Raw genomic sequence first — 16144 nt, 5'->3', positions numbered from 1 at the left:
CGGTGCGAAACAGAATTGTGATTATACAAGAGTGATGCTTAAAGGGGGCTGAATAGGAAAGATTTTAAACTAAATAAATTTTATGTTCGGCATGTGCTATAACTTCGCCGATGATAGCGCTACTAGCGTAGCCTGCGTTTTTTAAATTTACAAGCGCTCGCGCCGCGTCCTTTTCCGCTACGGCAAGCAGAAGTCCGCCGCTGGTTTGTGCGTCGCAAAGCGTTATGTCCGGCTCGGAATCGACACCAGGCGCGATAAATTTTAAATTTTTATAGCTTCCGGCGGGGATCAGCCCCTCATCAAGGCATCTGAGGGCGCTTTTTAAAAGCGGAATTTTGCTAGGATAAATTTTAAAACTCACGTTCCCGTTTATCATTTCAAGCGCGTGTCCGAGCAGCCCAAAGCCCGTTACGTCGGTTGCGGCATGTATTTTTAAGCCTGCTAGCGCACCCACGGCATAAAAATTTAACAAAATCATGCTCTCTATCGCGTCACGAAATTCTTCAAATTTAAGAAATTTCGCCTTTATAGCCGTAGCGATAATGCCCGTACCGAGGGGTTTTGTTAGGATCAGCAGATCGCCTTCGCGCGCAGTGTTATTGCTCCAAAATTTACGCGGATTCACCCGCCCCGTAACGCTAAGTCCATAATAAATTTCGGGGGTAGAGATGGTGTGGCCGCCCACCAAGACCCCTCCGCACTCTTTGATCTTATCTTTGCCGCCGCGCAGAATTTCGCGCAGAATTTCGTTTGAGAAATGACAATCGTCAAAACCCACGATGTTTAGGGCGTTTATCACTTCGCCGCCCATCGCAAATACGTCGCTTAGGGAGTTTGCCGCCGCGATCTGTCCGAAGACAAACGGATCGTCCACTAAAGGGGTGATAAAATCGAGCGTCTGCACGAGTGCAAGATCGTCGCTTATGCGAAATACGCTCGCATCTTCGTTGCTGCAGGTTGACGAAAGCAGGTTTACATTGGGCTCGATTAAATTTCCAAGATTTTCGGTTAGACCCGCCGGGTCAAGCTTGGCGGCTCAACCGGCGGCTGCAATAAATTTCGTGAGGTTAAAATCTCTGTAGATCATAGTTTGATTACTTCGTATTTCGATAGGACGTCCATGATTTCGTATGCGTTTGAAATCTCGCCGATCGCGAGCTTATCGACCAGTTTGTAGCCCTCCAGACAGCTTCCGCAGCTTAAAATTTCAGCTCCCGCTTCGTTTAGCTTTTTGATTGCCTCAAAGCATTCGTGGCCGCGGTTCGTAGTTATAAGCACGGCGTTGTTTACGCAGATCACCTTCACTGGCTTTTCGTCTAAGCTTAGCGCCGCGCCTAAAAATTTAGCAAGTAGACTCTTTCCGATCGGGCCGCTTCCGCACTGCTCCTCGTTTAGAAATATCACCTTGCCTCTTTTTGGCACCGTGACGTCACAATAAATATCGTCGATATTTTCATCTTTCAGCTCGTCCGTTTTTACGGTTTTTATAAGTGTATCGGCGCCCGCTTGTGAAATTCGCGCCTCAAAGCCGTTTTTAGCCAAAAAGCGTTTTATGTTTTCACGAGGCGCTACGTCGTTTACTAAAATTTCTAAACTCTCTCCGATTTTTAGCTCGCCGAGGGCTTTTTTAGTGCGTAAAAGCGGCTCCGGGCAATTTAAATTGCGACAATCTAGTTGCATATGTAATCCTTAAAAATAAAATTCTTTGAACCTCAAAGCTAATGCGAGCCGCGCGCAAGCAGGCCCGCATAAAATTTACCCAAGTTATAAGCGCGGGTACTTCGCTTCAAATTGCGATTTAGCGATCTGCCCTTTATCGAGCAGCTCGCGATACCAGTAGTGGTGAAGTACGTAAACTTCCTCCTCCGGCTTGTGTCCGTCGATCATCGAGTGGATGGCGCCGCTGATCGCAAAGACCGCCATATAGATATGCACAAGCAAAAATACCGCGCAGACCGCGCCCAAAAAATTATGAATAATCGCGCTTGCTCTTAAAATTTCGATCTGGCTCATACCTAGCGCACTTCTCATCGCCGGGATATCGTAGTCTAGGAAAAACATCGACGCGCCCGTAGCTATCATCACTATGCCGCCTAAAGTAGCGACCCAAAACCACGCCTTTTGGCCTGCGTTAAATTTACCCGCAGGGATCGTGCGCTTCTTTTTGCTTAAATAGCCGCCCACGATCATCATCCATCTGATATCGTAAGCTCGCGGCAGCATGCGCCAAAACCATAGTAAAAACATCGGCACGACGGAGATTGCAAACGCTATCGTAGCTAGTCCGTGAGCGTTTTTACAAAATCTCACGAAAGCGCCGCCGCCGAATTCTTCGCCAAACATCATAATCAAGCCTGTCGGAACCAAGATCGCCCATGCCACGGCCGCTACAAGATGGTATAGTCGCTCAAATTTATTAAATGCGTAGATCGGCTTGCCCGCGTGATGATCGAAGTGCTTCGGCCCTATGATCGCGTAGTGCCCAATAAAAGCTATGATTACGCCCAAAACCGCGCCCAGCGCCAGCCACGCAAAAAAGCCCGAGCTTTGCAGATGTCCTTGAAATTGCAGAAAAATCGGGCCGAAGCCGTTGCCGTAGCTATCGATGTTTTCAAGCCTTGCATTGCCCCAAACATCGCTATTTCCCTGCACAATATCGGCATATTTTTTCTCTTCGGCCTGCGCATAAATACAGGCGAAAAGCGCGAGAAACAATCTTTTCATGGATTTCCTTAGATATAAAATTTAAGCCGATTATATCATTTTTTGCAAAAAATTTTCTTACAAAGCAAAATTACATTTTTGCATTAAGTGCGGCGCTAGTTTCGCCTCGCATACTCGTCGTAGCCGAATTTTTTGATTGCCAAAACCTCTCCGCGCTCATCTACCAAGACGAGATCTGGCAGCTTAATGCCGTTAAAGGTCGTATTTTTCACGATCGTGTAGTGGATCTGATCCTCGAAAATCACCCGATCGCCGATGTTTAGCGGCGCGTCAAATTTATACTCGGGCCATCCGCTCTCAAGCCCCACGACGTCGCCTGCGAGGCAGGTATTCCCGCCGAAACGATAGCTAAATTTACCGCTCTCGCTCTCGCCGCGCACCGCAGGACGATACGGCATCAGCACGGTATCGGGCATATGAGCTTCAGCGGAAGCGTCTAAAATAGCGATTTTAGCGTCGTTTTCTACTATATCAAGCACGCTAGCGACCAAATATCCGCACTCCCAGCCGACCGCCTCGCCGGGCTCAAGATAAATTTCGACCTCGTATTTTTCGCGAAATTTTTTAATTAAATTTATCAGCAGCTCCACGTCGTAGCCTGCGCGCGTGATATGATGCCCGCCGCCGAAATTTAACCACTTTAGGGCTCTAAAATACTTGCCGAATTTCGCCTCGAAAACCTCAAGCACCCGCTCTAGGCTCTGAGCGCTTTCTTCGCACAGCGCGTGAAAATGCAGCCCCGAGATGCCGCGCAGAAACTCGCCGTCTTGCAAGATCGCCCGCTGCAGCGCTTCAAGGCTCATCCCGAGCCTGCTAAAGCTGCCGCACGGATTGTAAGTGTCTTTGGGCGCGAAGGAGGTCTGCGGATTTAGCCGCAGTCCGCACGATGCTCCCGCAGCAAGCGCTTTTGTGCGGTATTTTTGCCACTGCGTGGCGCTATTGAATACGACGTGATTTGAAATTTTTAAAATTTCATCCAAATCATCCTCTTTGAACGCGGGCGAGTATGTGTGAATTTCGCCGTTTTTGATAAATTCCGCGGCAAATTTCGCCTCATGCAGACCGCTGCAAGTCGCACCCCGGAGGTACTTGTCAACGTAAGGCATCGCGAAGCTAAACGCAAAGCCTTTTAGCGCACATAGAATTTTTGCGCCGCTTCGCTCGCCTACGCCGCGTAAAATTTCTAAATTTTTTACCAGTTTTTGCTCCTCGCATACGTAAGCGGGGGTCGAAATTTCATCGATTTTCATCGTTTTTCCTCATTAAATTTTTACGCAATTATATAAAATTTTATGAATTTTTGGTTAAAATCGCCCAATCTTTAAAAAAGGACAAAAATGGTAGAGGTAGAATTTTTAGGGCCGATCGGGCGCGAGCCCCTGCGCCTAAACGCAAGCTCCCTGCAAGAGGTAAAAGCGGAGCTGCAAAAGGACGAAGGCTTGCGCGAGTGGCTCGCAAACTGCGCCGTAGCGGTAAATGATAAGATGGTTTATGATGCGAATTTTGCGCTCAAATCCGGCGATCGCGTGAGCCTTTTGCCTCCCGTTTGCGGCGGCTAAGCCTAGGAGGCGGCGATGAGCGAGGCTAAATTTAACCAAGAAATTTTAAGCGGGACTAAGCCCGAAATTTATGAGGGCGGCTTGGACGTAGATGCGATTTTATCGCGCTGGTACGCTAAATTTAAGGACGCAAATTGCGGCGCGTTCATCACTTTTGTGGGCATCGTGCGCGAAGAGGGCGGCATCTGCGCGCTGAGCTTCGATATCTACGAGCCGATTTTGCGGACGTGGTTTGAAGCGTGGCAGCAAAAGGCTGCGGCACAGGGCGCATTCGTTCTTTTTGCACATTCAAACGGGGGCGTGCCGATCCATGAAAGTTCCTACGTCGCAGGCGTCGTAAGCCCGCAGCGCAAGGTCGCTCTGGCGCTCATAAACGAGTTTGTGGAGGATTTCAAGGCGGCTGCGCCGATCTGGAAATACGACGTAAAGGGCGGTAAAATCGAGGGCGGCAAAGTAGTAGGCGGGAAGAGGATCTACGCGGCGGATCGCTCGCAGAGGGTAAAAGGCGCAGGGCTTTTGGGTTAAATTTAAAAGCACGCGCCGTCTTAGCCCCACAGGCCTGCTTCGATTCAATTAAATTTAATCAAAACGGCGATTGCGCCGACAAGCAAAATTCCGCTTAGAAAATACTGCAGAATTTCAAAATAAAGATTTTGTGTAAATTTAGCGGCTGAGGCTAAATTTAAAGATCAAAATTTACTCTAATCCTGCCCCTGCGCTCCGATAAGTATGGTCGAGCGAGGATTAAAATTTTAAGTCTAAATTTATAGCAAATTAATCAATCCAGTCGATGCGCTGCACAGCAAATAAAATGGCGCTATAATCGTCTTGTAAACCCGCGCGGCGTAAAATAAAATTTAAACCCAATTTCGCGCGCCATATCCGCGAGCAAAAATGAAACGCAGTGCAATAAAATTTTAAAATTTCATTGCAAATAGCCATCTCCAGTAAGCGGCGACTAAAATTTAAACACGTCCTTAGCTTCAGCGATACGCTCACCAAGGCTCGCAGCGGTATCTTCGCCACTTGCTGCGCACCTAAAGATCGGTTCAAGCACCTCGGCAAAAAAGCCGTTTAGCCCCTCCTGCATGATCTGCGCATTGTTTTGATAGCGCGCTAGCCCCATAAATACGCCGTGCCCGATCGCACCCAGGCCCTTTGCCTCATCGGTGATAAACTTATTCAGCGCCTTGCAAACCGCAACGACCGCGCTTGCATTTACGATCTCGCGATCTCTTAAATAATCCTCAAGCGCGCCGTAATCGCACTCGCATCTGATCCATCTAAACGCCTTTGCAATCGACGGCGAAACGCATTTGTGCTCATTTAGAGTGCATAGGACGTATAAATTTTTAGGCACCGCAAAATATGAGCGGCCGTCCTTTAAAACGACGCTGGCGCGCGCTTTCTCGCCCTCTTCAAAGCCGTCGATTACGTGAGAGTTTTTCGTGCGGATCAGCGAAAGCTCGTCTTCCTCGTCGTAGCGGCGATCCAAAAGCACCGCGGCCTCGCCTAAAATTTTATCCAAACTCGCGGCACTTGCATTGTCGATCAGAAAATAATACTCGCCCTTCGGATCGTTTAGCGCCTCCTTGCAAAGCGCCTTAAACTCGCCGCTAATGAAGCTTTCACCGTAAAATCCGTCGATAAAATCACGGTATTCGAAGCCTTCGTGCAGGCAAACGTAGCGGAAATTTTTCGCCGCAAGTTTCTTTTCGGTGATCAAAGATCGCAGCCTGCGAGTTTTGCCGGTGCCGATCGCGCCGTAAAATATCGTATTTTTAGCGACCTCTTCGCTTTTGTAGTTTTTGACGTATTCGAAAAATAGCGACGAATACACGATCCTAGCCGCGCCCACGACATCCTGCGGATACGGGGTAAATTCCGCGATAAATCGCGAGCTCACCTCGTAAAATTCTTCAAAAATTTCAACCTTTTCGTCGTAGAGCAAGGATAGAATTTGCGCGGTTTCATCGCGATAAACGAGCGTCGGAAACTCGTCGTTGCACTGCGCAAATATGCTGGCTAGCAGATAGAGCTTCTCGCGCGAAATTTGCGCGAAATCGCCGCCCTCGGCAAGCCCTAAATTTAGCATCCCGTCGTCGCTAAGGTAGCTGTCGATCAGATAGAAATTATCGGCATTTATCGCGGATTTTAAAAATTCCATCAATACGAAGGGCTGATTATGTAGCGCCACGTCGAAAAAATCGATCGCCAAAGCGCTATCCACCGCCGTAAGAAGTCTGTAAAGCTCGTCGTAAAAATTGACTAGCTTTTGTTTGAAAATATCGCGAGCGGTGCGCTCCTGCGAATAGCTATTGAAATTTTTAACGATATTTTCAATAAAAACATAAAGCGATACGATGTTTTTATCCTCGCCGCTAAGCACGCTATCTACGCTTTTTACGGCATTTTTAGGAAACAACTCCTTTTTGCCGACGATGCGGTCTTTAAAAGCGAAATCGTAATAAAACGCGCTGATATTGGAATCAAAAAACTGATCCATAAAGAAATACTCGGCGTGCGCGAACTTCTCGCCCAAAGATAAAATTTTGCAGCTTCTAAGATTGCCGTCGCTAAGATTTATATATAAAGTTTGCAAAAACTCATTCTCGGTCTCATCAAAGCTCGCCAAGCAGCGCTTGATCTCGCCTAAATACTTTGAAATCGCGGTTTGTTTTTTAAGCCAGAATTGGTTTTTGTTGTGATTTTTCCAGCTGGCGACCAGCGACTCTATCTTTTCCTTGCTAAAATCTTGCATGACTCATCCTTGAAAGATTAAAATTGTGTATTGTACTTGAATTTAAATAAATAATTAATAAAACTCTGATCTCGCGACGGAGCTGAAAGCAAATTTTATTAAATTTACGCGCCCGGGCGGTAGGAAATTTTAAAATTTACTGCGCGCTAGATCTATCCGCGACCCTGCACCAGCGGGACGAACTCGCAGGCGCCGAGCTCCTCTTCTTTGATCTCGCTTGGCGAAATTTTATTAAATCTAACGATCTTTTGCGAGCCGCCTCTATTCATCGGAGCAACCAAAATTCCGCCGATTGCCAGCTGTGCAAATAGCCGCTCGTCGATACGCTCGGCGCACGCGGAAAGCAAGATCCTATCAAAAGGGGCGAAATTTTTCCATCCCGCGTTACCGTCGTCGTGGCGCAGGCTGATATTTGAAATCCCGAGATTTGCAAAGTGTCTTTTCGCCTCGCCCACCAGCCGCTCGACGCGCTCTACGGCAAAGACGCGGTGCACCATCCTACTTAAAATCGCCGCTTGATAGCCGCTACCGCAGCCGATCTCTAAAATTTTCTCGACCTTCGGATCCACGCTTAGCGCCATCGTCATGCGCGCGACCGTCAGCGGCGAGCTGATCCACTGGCTGGCTAAAATGGGCTGCGCGTTAAGGCTGAAAGCGTGCGCGCCGAGCGGGGCGAACTCGCTTCTAGCGACGCTGCAAAACGCCTCAAAAAGCGCCGGATTTAAACTCACCTGCTCGGCGATGTCGTTTGCCATCTTTTCGCAACGAAGCCGCTCTAGCGAGACCATAGCGCGCTCCCGATTGAACTCGCTTCGAATTTAAAGCCGCGGAAATTTTCGCTTCGCTTAAATTCGGGGTCTATAAAATTTTTAAAAATACCGCCAAAGCGTTCGCGCTGCACCGAAAAAGCATACGCCGCATTTCGGTACATAGCGCGGCTAAATTTTAAAAATTTTGCAGGTAATACGCTTTCTGCGCTCATCACATGCCCGTACCGCACCGGATAAGTATCTGCAAAATATCCGTACCGAGATGCGACGGCTCTAAATTTCAAACCGCAAAATCCGCTAAAAATCATCGAAACTCAAACTTCCTTTGCTGTAGTTCGTGACTTTGCTCTCGAAAAAATTGCTCTTTTGATCGTTAAATTTAGAAAAATCATCGACCCATTTTATCGGATGTTTCGCGCCGTATCGCTTCTCAAGCCCGATGGCAAGCAGGCGCTGATCGACCAGGTAGTGGATGTATTCTTCGATGATATCGTCCGTAAAGCCCATTATTTGATTATCCGTGATGTATTTGCCCCAATCGATCTCTAAGTTTCCCGCCGTCTCGAACATCTCGTAAATTTTATCCACGTTGCGTTTGTTAAACAGATCGGCGCGCTCCTTACGGACGGAATTTATCATGTTTTGAAATAGCAGTAGATGCGTGATCTCGTCGCGCTGTATGAAGCGGATCATCTGCGCGCTGCCTAGCATCTTGCCCGCACGAGCAAGCGCATAGATCGAGGTAAAGCCGCTATAAAAATAGATCCCCTCTAAAATTTGATTCGCCACCATCGCTAGCAGCAGCTTATCATCGCTAACCTCGCCCGCAAGCTCCTCATAGACGCTTGAGATATAGTCGTTTTTCCTGCGGAGCATATCGTCGTGCTTCTCCATCTCGTAAATGAGATCGGTGTTCTCACAGATCGCCTCGACCATGACGGCGTAGGATTTGCTGTGGTTGGCCTCCTCGTAGGCTTGGCGCGCGAGCACTGCGTTAATCTCCGGAGCCGTGATGTAGGGGTTGATATTATCGGCGAGATTGTTGGTCTGAAAGCTATCCATCGATATCAGCTGGCTCCACACGAGATCGTACATCCGCTTCTCGGCGCTTGTGAGATTGAAGTTATAATCGCGCACGTCGTCCGTGGTATCGACCTCTTTAGGAAACCAGGTGTTGGCCTCCATTAGATCCCAAAGTTTCAGCGCCCATTGATATTTCGCCTTGGTAAAATTTAAAATACCCTGCGGATTGCCGCCGAAGACCTTGCGATCGGTAAGCGTCTCGTCGGAGAAGGGGTTGTAGATTTTTTTCCTATCCATTTTTTGCCTTTTTAAAAATTTCGGCGTATTTTAGCCAAAGCAAGCTAAATTTACCTTTTGTTTTGAAGCGGCAATGGCTACACGGCGTGAAATTTAGCGCGAAGTTAAATTTACGCGGTATAAAATTTAAAGCCCTTGATAAACATAGAATTTTACGCCGCAAGCGGAGCGAAATTTAAACATAGCAAGCAGAGGTGCACTAAATTTTAAAGCTTCCCGTAAGGCGAAATTTATCGCGGCGCAATATATGCCGGACAATGCGCGCTAGAAAAATTTCATCGCGTTCATCGCGGTAAGACGCGCGCGGCAGCGTAAATTTAATCAAAATTTCGAAGTTCGATCTTTAGATCGGTACGAATTTTGCTCGGATCAAAGCTTGCAAGCGGCGCGCTTAAATTGCCGAAATTATCGCCGGTGGGCAGGAAGTTTTGTAGATAATAGACGCCGCGGTAGCCCTCGCTCCATAAAATTTGCGCCATCTGCTCGACCTTCGCTTCGTTTAAAAAATCGGCATGCACGGTCGTTCGCACCTCAAATTTAAAATTTTGCCGCAGCAAAAGCCTAAGAGTTTGCAGAAATCTATCATATAAATTTGACTTTGTAATGAGCTCAAAATCCTGCCGCGGCGCCTTAAAATCAAGCGCTATATAATCGATCAGCCCTAGGCTTAGCGCATCTTCGATCTTTTGCGGATTTGAGCCGTTGGTATCAACCTTGAGCAAAAAGCCGCGCTGCTTAACTTCGTGCGCCAGCGGGATAAAATCGCTCGCACAGGTGCATTCGCCGCCGCTAAATACGATGCCCTGAAGCTTGCCCGCGCGCACATCCAAAAAGCGCAGAAACTCTTCGTTTGAAATTTTACCCCGTGAAGTAACGATTTGAGGGTTGTAGCAGTAATTGCAACGCATATTGCAGCCGCAAAACCACGCGATCGCGGCGATGTGATCAGGAAAATCAAGCATCGTAAACGGCGTGATCTCGTAAATCTGCGCGTTACGCAGGTTTAAGGCTTGCGGCGGCTTCGTATGCGTTTGTTGCATTTGGCCGGTAGCGGCGACTAGGCGATCTGCTTTTTGTCTTTTTTCTCTTCAAAAAAGACGCGCTCTTTGTGTTCGCCCTTCTTTCCGATATTAAAGCTCTCTACTGGGCGTAAATAGCCCATTACTCTTGTGTAAACGACGCATTTTGTGCGTTTTGCTTCTAACTCTTTTGGAAATTCCATTCTCCATCCTTTCATTAAGATTAAAATTTAAATCGCTATTTAAGCGCCCTTGCTCTGCTTGGCTTTGTATTCCGCGAGCAGCTCCTCGTCGCATTTCGGGCAGTATTCATGCTCGCCGCTGATGTAGCCGTGCTTATGACAGACGCTGAAAATCGGCGTAATCGTGATATAAGGAAGCTTGTAGTTTTGCACTACGCTTTTTACGAGCTGTTTGCACGCCTGAGCCGAGCTGATGCGCTCCTTCATATACAGATGCAGCACCGTGCCGCCTGTATAGGAGCTTTGCAGCTCGTCCTGCATCGCCAGCGCCTCGAACGGATCGCTTCCGAAATTTGCCGGAAGCTGCGTCGAATTGGTGTAGTATATGTTTTTATCAAATCCCGCTTGGATGATATCTGCGTAGCGCTTCTTATCCTCTTTGGCGAAGCGATACGTCGTGCCCTCGGCAGGCGTGGCTTCGAGATTATATAAATTTCCGGTCTGCTCCTGAAACGAGCGGATCTTCTCGCGCAGATACTCAACCATTTTAAGGGCAAATTTACGCCCGAATTCCGTCGTAATATCTTCTTTGTTACCGCTGAAATTTCGGATCATCTCGTTTGCGCCGTTGATACCGATGGTACTGAAATGGTTATTAAAGCCCGGCAGATAGCGCTTCGTATATGGATACAAGCCGCGCTCGAACATCTCGGTAACAAATTTTCTCTTTTTCTCAAGCGTCGATTTGGCAAGCTCTAAAAGCTCGTCCAGCCTCGCATACAGCGCCTCTTCGTTATTTTTATATAGATAGCCTAGGCGGGCTAAATTTATCGTTACGACGCCGATGCTTCCCGTCATCTCCGCGCTTCCGAAAAGTCCTCCGCCGCGCTTAAGAAGCTCGCGCAGATCAAGCTGCAAGCGGCAACACATCGAGCGTACGGCGCCAGGTTTATACGCCTTTGGATTGGGTACGCGCTCGCCATTTTCGTTCGTGATATATTGCGAGCCGATAAAATTTTGAAAATAGCTTGAGCCTACTTTGGCGGTGTTTTCAAATACCGCGTCAGCCGCAGGCGTATCCCAATCAAACTCCTCCGTTAAATTTACCGTAGGAATCGGGAAGGTAAAGGGCTGACCGCACTTATCGCCCGTCGTTAAAACCTCGTAAAATGCAATCACGATGCGGTTCATCTCAGGCTCGAAATCGCCGTAAGTCAAAGCCTCGAGCGAGTCCTTGCCGCGCCTTTTAGCCTCGGCCAAAAGCTCCTCGTCGTGCAAATTTTTAAATAGATGCTCGTTGTTGTGCGTAGGGATTTGCGTTTTTAGATCATCCGGGCAGGTCATATCGATGGTGACGTTGGTAAATGGGCTTTGACCCCAGCGCGCCGGGACGTTTAGGTTGAACACGAAGCTAGTGATCGCCTTTTTGACCTCATCGTCGCTTAATTTATCGCGGAAAACGTATGGCGCCAGATATGTATCAAAGCTACTAAACGCCTGCGCGCCCGCCCACTCGCTTTGTAAAATTCCAAGGAAATTAGCCATCTGATACAGCGCTTCGCGGAAATGCTTCGGCGCCTTGCTCTCGACCCTGCCGCGCACGCCGTTAAAACCCTCGTTTAGAAGCACGCGCAGGCTCCAGCCCGCGCAATACGCCGTAAGGCAGTCCAGATCGTGGATATGATAGTCGCCGTTTCGGTGTGCCGCACCCTCCTCGCGAGAGTAAATTTTATCTAGCCAGTAGTTTGCGATGACCTTGCCGGCGGTGTTATTTATCAGGCCTGCGTTTGAGTAGCTAGTGTTGGAATTTGCTAAAATTCGCCAATCCTGCTTGCTGATATATTCATTGACCGTCTGAGTGCAGTTGATGTAAGTCGTATCCTCCTCAAGCCCCAAAATGTGCTCACGCTGCATCTTGTGCGTGTGGCGGTAGATCATGAAGCTTTTCAAAACGGCGAAATCGCCCGCTTCAAAGAGCTTTTTCTCGATGAGATCTTGGATATCTTCGACGCTTAATTTCTCTTTAAAAACGATCGCGCCCATTACATTATCAAAGACTTTTTCGTCAAACTCGCTACCCACGCTTTTGTAGGCTTTTTTGATAGCATCTTTTATTTTGTAGGATTGAAATTCTTGAAAACTTCCGTCTCTTTTAATGATTTTTTTCATAAGCACCCCGAGAATTTTCTGAATAAATTGGCAGAAAGTATATCAAGGAATCTTTAACTCAAAATTAAAGGAACGAGCGGAATATCCGTTACAAATTTTGCTTATAAAAAACGAAATTTAACCAAATCTCGCTATAATCGCGGAGTTTATCTTATAAAATTTGGAAATGCTATGAAAAATTTTAAAATAAGTTTTTTCGTGCTCTTGCTGTGTGCCTTTTTAGCGGGCTGTGCTGCGCTTAAAGGCTCTAAAAGCACGGATAATTCGGCACTTGCAGGAGGCATCGACCACGCTGGGTATCCAAACGCGTATCTGGAGCGCATCGCAGGCGAAAGCATCGCTGATCTGCTCTCGAAGCGCATAGTCGGCAAAAAAGGCGGTAGATTCAGCGTCGTCGGCATCGAACCGCTGGACGGGACAAACGTGCACGGCGTGGATGCGGAATTTTTGAGCAAAAAAATTAGAATTTCGCTGCTGCATTCAGGCAAAGCAGTCGTCACAGACGCCCCAAGTAAAGACGAACTCGTATTTAGCAACGATGGCGTAAGCCGTGGCTATCACGCCGTAGAAAGCGGCTCGATCTACGCGCCGGATTACATCTTAGTAGGTAAAATTTTACCGCAAAGCCCCGCTATGGCAAACGACGGTAAGGCAGGATCTAAAAAAGCAAAAAGCTTAAATTCTGCATCTAAAAATTCTACCGTACAAGCAAGCGAGAGCCTATTTTTAGAGCTTTCCCTCATCGATACGCAGAGCAAAAAGAGCGTGTGGAAATACAAAAGAGAGCTTCAAAAGCAAATTTAAAGAATTTTTCGCTAAACTTACGATTTATTTTTTTGAAAGGCGGTGAGGAAAGTGCCTGGAGTAAAGGTATATCCGAACGAATCATTCGACGAAGCTTACAGACGCTTTAAAAAGCAAACCGATCGTAACCTAGTCGTTACCGAGGTGCGCGCGCGAAGATTTTTCGAGCCGATGACGGAAGTCCGCAAAAAGCAAAAGATTTCCGCTCGCAAGAAGATGCTTAAGCGCCTTTATACGCTACGTCGCTACGAGTCCCGCTTGTAGCAGTTTGCGCGGATTTGCGGATTTTAAATTTGCAGATCTGCGCGAAATTTACCTCAAATCTTTTTAAATTTACAGCCCGCTTAAAAATTTATCCGCCGCGCCAGCGCCAAAATTCCGATCTAAATTTTAAAATTTACCTCTTAAATTTACCCGCCTTTGTGCGGCGCCTGCTTTATACGACATATCCGCCGGCGAGCCGCTAAATTTTGAAATTTATCTTTACCTATTCGTTTTTTAGATATACTTTTGTATAAATTTCAAGGAGCGAATATGGATTTAAACGACTACCTGCACACTCAAGATCAGCAGCCCTCAAACCCGCAAGAAAAAGAAGTAGCACTCATCAAATACACCTTCATCGCGGCCTGCGCCTTAAAAGCTATAGCCGAACTGGTGCTATTGCTATTAGGAATTTACGGCGGATTAGGAGTGCTACTAAGCGCAGCGGCATTCGTGCTTTTTATCTTTAGCATTTATAATATCTCTAAACTTACCGCAAGCCGCAGCCTTTTGCGCAACGTAGCCATTGCCTTTGCGGCGATATTTATAGGCGTATTGTTATTTATATTTTTAGCAGGCGGCATCATCGCTCAGATACTACTTGCATTGGGATTCATCGCATCGTTTCTGTTTTTTTATAGATTTTATCAGGAGCTTGCCGATACTAGCGGAGTTGCGATATTTTCATATTGCTTTATCGCGCTTGTACTTGCAGCTATTGTAAATGCGTTTTTGGCGCGCTTTTCACTGCCTGCTACGGTGTTACTAAGCTTAGCGGCTCTTGCACTTAATGCTTTTGCTATATTCAGCGTAGAGGGTTTTTCTCGTTCGTATTATTCTTATGATCTTAGAGGCAAGAGATAAATTTTGATTGCTTGATCGGTTGTGAAAAGACCAGCAAAGAGCTAATTTTTAAAATTTCAAATCAAGGAGCAAGCCATGGTCTATTTCAAACACATATTTCTCGCGCTGTTTTGCGGGGCGCTGTTTTGCGGCGTACTTTACGGCGAAAATCCAAATAAAATTTCAAAACAAAATTTTAAATCTGACTTCATCTGGGGCGTTACGATCGACGACGGCTGGTACGAGGACGTGCAAGACGCCTCGGGCGCGAAGCTGCAGAGCATCGTGCGTGCCCTGCAAACCCTACCCGCAAAACCCACCGTACGCGTCGTAATGTCAAAAGAAATTAGTCCGCGCGAGTACGAGCCTCTTTTTAGGCGGCTTAGCGAGGTTTCGTACGTGATGGCCTGCCCCGTGGACTCCTACGAGATGAGCTCGTACAAAAGCGTGAAAAGTTACGAAAAGAGGTTTGCGGACGCCTTCGCCGCGCTCGCGCCCTACGTGCAGATCTGGGAGATCGGCAACGAAATAAACGGCGAGGGGTGGCTCGGGGACGATGCGAATTTCATCGCCGCTAAGATGATCGCGGCCTTCGAGCTCATCCACAAAAAGGGCGCCAAGACGGCGCTTACGGCGTATTATACGCCGAGCGGAGCGCAGAAAACGCAGATGCGTGAGTGGCTGCGAAAATTCGTGCCGCAGGATATGAAAGAGGGACTGGATTATCTTTTCGTAAGTTACTATGAGGATGACAACGAGGGTTTTGCGCCTGATTGGAGCAAAATTTTTACCAATCTGCAAAGCACTTTCCCCGCTTCAAAGCTTGGCATCGGCGAGTGCGGAAACACGGCGGCGGACGCTACGCAGGCTAGCAAAAAGGCGATGATGAGGCGGTATTATACGATGCCGCGCTACGTGCAAAACTACGTGGGCGGGTATTTTTGGTGGTATTTCGTGCAAGACTGCGTAAAGGGCGCCGAAGCAGGCGCCTCAAACGGCAAAAATCGCGGCGCGCGCGATAAAGCGAAAGCTGCAGACGAGCTGCTGCAAAGCCTAATCGAAGCTATAAATGAAGCTCGTCGCGAGAAAAATTAAACCGATAAAAACTAAATTTAACCATTCCGATCCCCGAGCTTAAATTTAAGGCAATGCAAACTCGCTTTGATATAAAATTCTTTTCAATAAAATTTTAAACGGAGGAGCGCAAAATGAAAATCCTACTAATCCTGGCAAATCAGCCGTATAACGGCTCGGACAACGCCTACAACGCATTGAGGCTAGCGGACAGCCTGCATAAAAAGGCGAGGAGGTAAGAATTTTTCTTATGAATGACGCGGTCGATCTCGTAAGAGATAGTACCGAAAAACCGGGGAATTACGACATTGATCTGGTAGCCAAACTAAAGGAGCTATATTGCGGTGGTGTGGCGCTAAAAGTATGCGGCAGCTGCCAAAAAGCAGATATGGCTGATTTTGGTCGGGTTACAGTGCCAAGATCCATCTTGTCAGTTAAACGCAATAAGTGTTAAATCTGTATGCTACGCTTAGTAAAAGCGAATTTGCGGTGCAATATAAACATAATTTTACGATATCACGGCTAGCTAGATACATAATATAGAGCTCTTATATTTACAAAATTCCATGATTGTTGCAAATAAATGCCTCAAATGCAAATCGCAATCGGCAAGGATTAAAACGAGGGAGTTTTATATCCGTTTATACTATTTGAG

General features: G+C 47.2%; 15 protein-coding genes and 1 pseudogene. 7 read left to right on the top strand and 9 right to left on the bottom strand.

Features of this window, described 5'->3' with window-relative positions; genetic code table 11:
• Window positions 1–64: 64 nt before the first annotated feature.
• The 4 genes from selD to nspC form a co-directional block, all read right to left on the bottom strand.
• Window positions 65–1084, bottom strand: coding sequence for a selenide, water dikinase SelD (gene selD / locus Q0380_RS06820; RefSeq protein WP_298961780.1), 1020 nt, complete (start codon window positions 1082–1084; stop codon window positions 65–67).
• Window positions 1084–1680, bottom strand: a complete 597-nt coding sequence (yedF, locus tag Q0380_RS06815; RefSeq protein ID WP_298961768.1) for a sulfurtransferase-like selenium metabolism protein YedF — start codon at window positions 1678–1680, stop codon at window positions 1084–1086. The genes selD and yedF overlap by 1 nt, the downstream gene beginning before the upstream one ends.
• 84 nt (window positions 1681–1764) lie before the next feature.
• Window positions 1765–2724, bottom strand: coding sequence for a formate dehydrogenase subunit gamma (locus tag Q0380_RS06810; protein WP_298961765.1), 960 nt, complete (start codon window positions 2722–2724; stop codon window positions 1765–1767).
• 95 nt (window positions 2725–2819) lie between these two features.
• A complete protein-coding gene (gene nspC / locus Q0380_RS06805) occupies window positions 2820–3974 on the bottom strand; it encodes a carboxynorspermidine decarboxylase (RefSeq protein WP_298961762.1) in 1155 nt (384 codons plus the stop codon).
• 87 nt (window positions 3975–4061) lie between these two features.
• Between nspC and Q0380_RS06800 the strand changes: the two genes are divergently transcribed.
• Both Q0380_RS06800 and Q0380_RS06795 read left to right on the top strand, forming a co-directional pair.
• Window positions 4062–4283 (top strand): MoaD/ThiS family protein, encoded by a 222-nt coding sequence (locus tag Q0380_RS06800; RefSeq protein ID WP_298053384.1) that lies wholly within the window; start codon window positions 4062–4064, stop codon window positions 4281–4283.
• A 15-nt stretch (window positions 4284–4298) separates the two neighbouring features.
• Window positions 4299–4808, top strand: coding sequence for a molybdenum cofactor biosynthesis protein MoaE (locus Q0380_RS06795; protein WP_298961759.1), 510 nt, complete (start codon window positions 4299–4301; stop codon window positions 4806–4808).
• Between the two features lie 433 nt (window positions 4809–5241).
• On the opposite strand, the gene Q0380_RS06790 is transcribed toward Q0380_RS06795, so the two are convergent.
• The 5 genes and pseudogenes from Q0380_RS06790 to Q0380_RS06770 all read right to left on the bottom strand — a co-directional run bounded on the left by Q0380_RS06790 (window position 5242) and on the right by Q0380_RS06770 (window position 12504).
• The gene (locus tag Q0380_RS06790) at window positions 5242–7044 is read right to left on the bottom strand and encodes a hypothetical protein (RefSeq protein ID WP_298961756.1); all 1803 of its coding nucleotides are present in this window, start codon (window positions 7042–7044) and stop codon (window positions 5242–5244) included.
• Between the two features lie 152 nt (window positions 7045–7196).
• Window positions 7197–7832: a protein-L-isoaspartate(D-aspartate) O-methyltransferase gene (locus Q0380_RS06785; protein ID WP_297917640.1), complete on the bottom strand. Its 636-nt coding sequence runs from the start codon at window positions 7830–7832 to the stop codon at window positions 7197–7199.
• A gap of 279 nt (window positions 7833–8111) precedes the next feature.
• On the bottom strand, window positions 8112–9134 hold the full coding sequence (locus Q0380_RS06780) for a ribonucleotide-diphosphate reductase subunit beta (RefSeq protein WP_177387058.1): 1023 nt from the start codon (window positions 9132–9134) through the stop codon (window positions 8112–8114).
• A 317-nt stretch (window positions 9135–9451) separates the two neighbouring features.
• A complete protein-coding gene (locus Q0380_RS06775) occupies window positions 9452–10174 on the bottom strand; it encodes an anaerobic ribonucleoside-triphosphate reductase activating protein (RefSeq protein ID WP_298961752.1) in 723 nt (240 codons plus the stop codon).
• A 17-nt stretch (window positions 10175–10191) separates the two neighbouring features.
• A pseudogene (locus Q0380_RS06770) lies at window positions 10192–12504 on the bottom strand (ribonucleoside triphosphate reductase).
• A 171-nt stretch (window positions 12505–12675) separates the two neighbouring features.
• Between Q0380_RS06770 and Q0380_RS06765 the strand changes: the two are divergent.
• From Q0380_RS06765 to Q0380_RS10495, 5 genes are all read left to right on the top strand, one after another.
• Entirely contained in the window at window positions 12676–13308 is a 633-nt protein-coding gene (locus Q0380_RS06765) for a hypothetical protein (RefSeq protein WP_298961749.1), read from the top strand.
• Between the two features lie 51 nt (window positions 13309–13359).
• Window positions 13360–13572, top strand: coding sequence for a 30S ribosomal protein S21 (rpsU, locus tag Q0380_RS06760; RefSeq protein WP_005869392.1), 213 nt, complete (start codon window positions 13360–13362; stop codon window positions 13570–13572).
• 270 nt (window positions 13573–13842) lie between these two features.
• Complete coding sequence (locus tag Q0380_RS06755) at window positions 13843–14436, top strand: hypothetical protein (RefSeq protein ID WP_298961746.1); 594 nt, start codon at window positions 13843–13845, stop codon at window positions 14434–14436.
• A 75-nt stretch (window positions 14437–14511) separates the two neighbouring features.
• Entirely contained in the window at window positions 14512–15510 is a 999-nt protein-coding gene (locus Q0380_RS06750; RefSeq protein WP_298961743.1) for a glycosyl hydrolase, read from the top strand.
• 229 nt (window positions 15511–15739) lie between these two features.
• Window positions 15740–15943 (top strand): hypothetical protein, encoded by a 204-nt coding sequence (locus Q0380_RS10495; RefSeq protein ID WP_314522050.1) that lies wholly within the window; start codon window positions 15740–15742, stop codon window positions 15941–15943.
• Window positions 15944–16144: the final 201 nt, after the last annotated feature.

Source organism: uncultured Campylobacter sp. (genome assembly GCF_937959485.1).
GTDB lineage: Bacteria > Campylobacterota > Campylobacteria > Campylobacterales > Campylobacteraceae > Campylobacter_B.
This window is presented reverse-complemented; position numbering and strand designations above follow the sequence as displayed.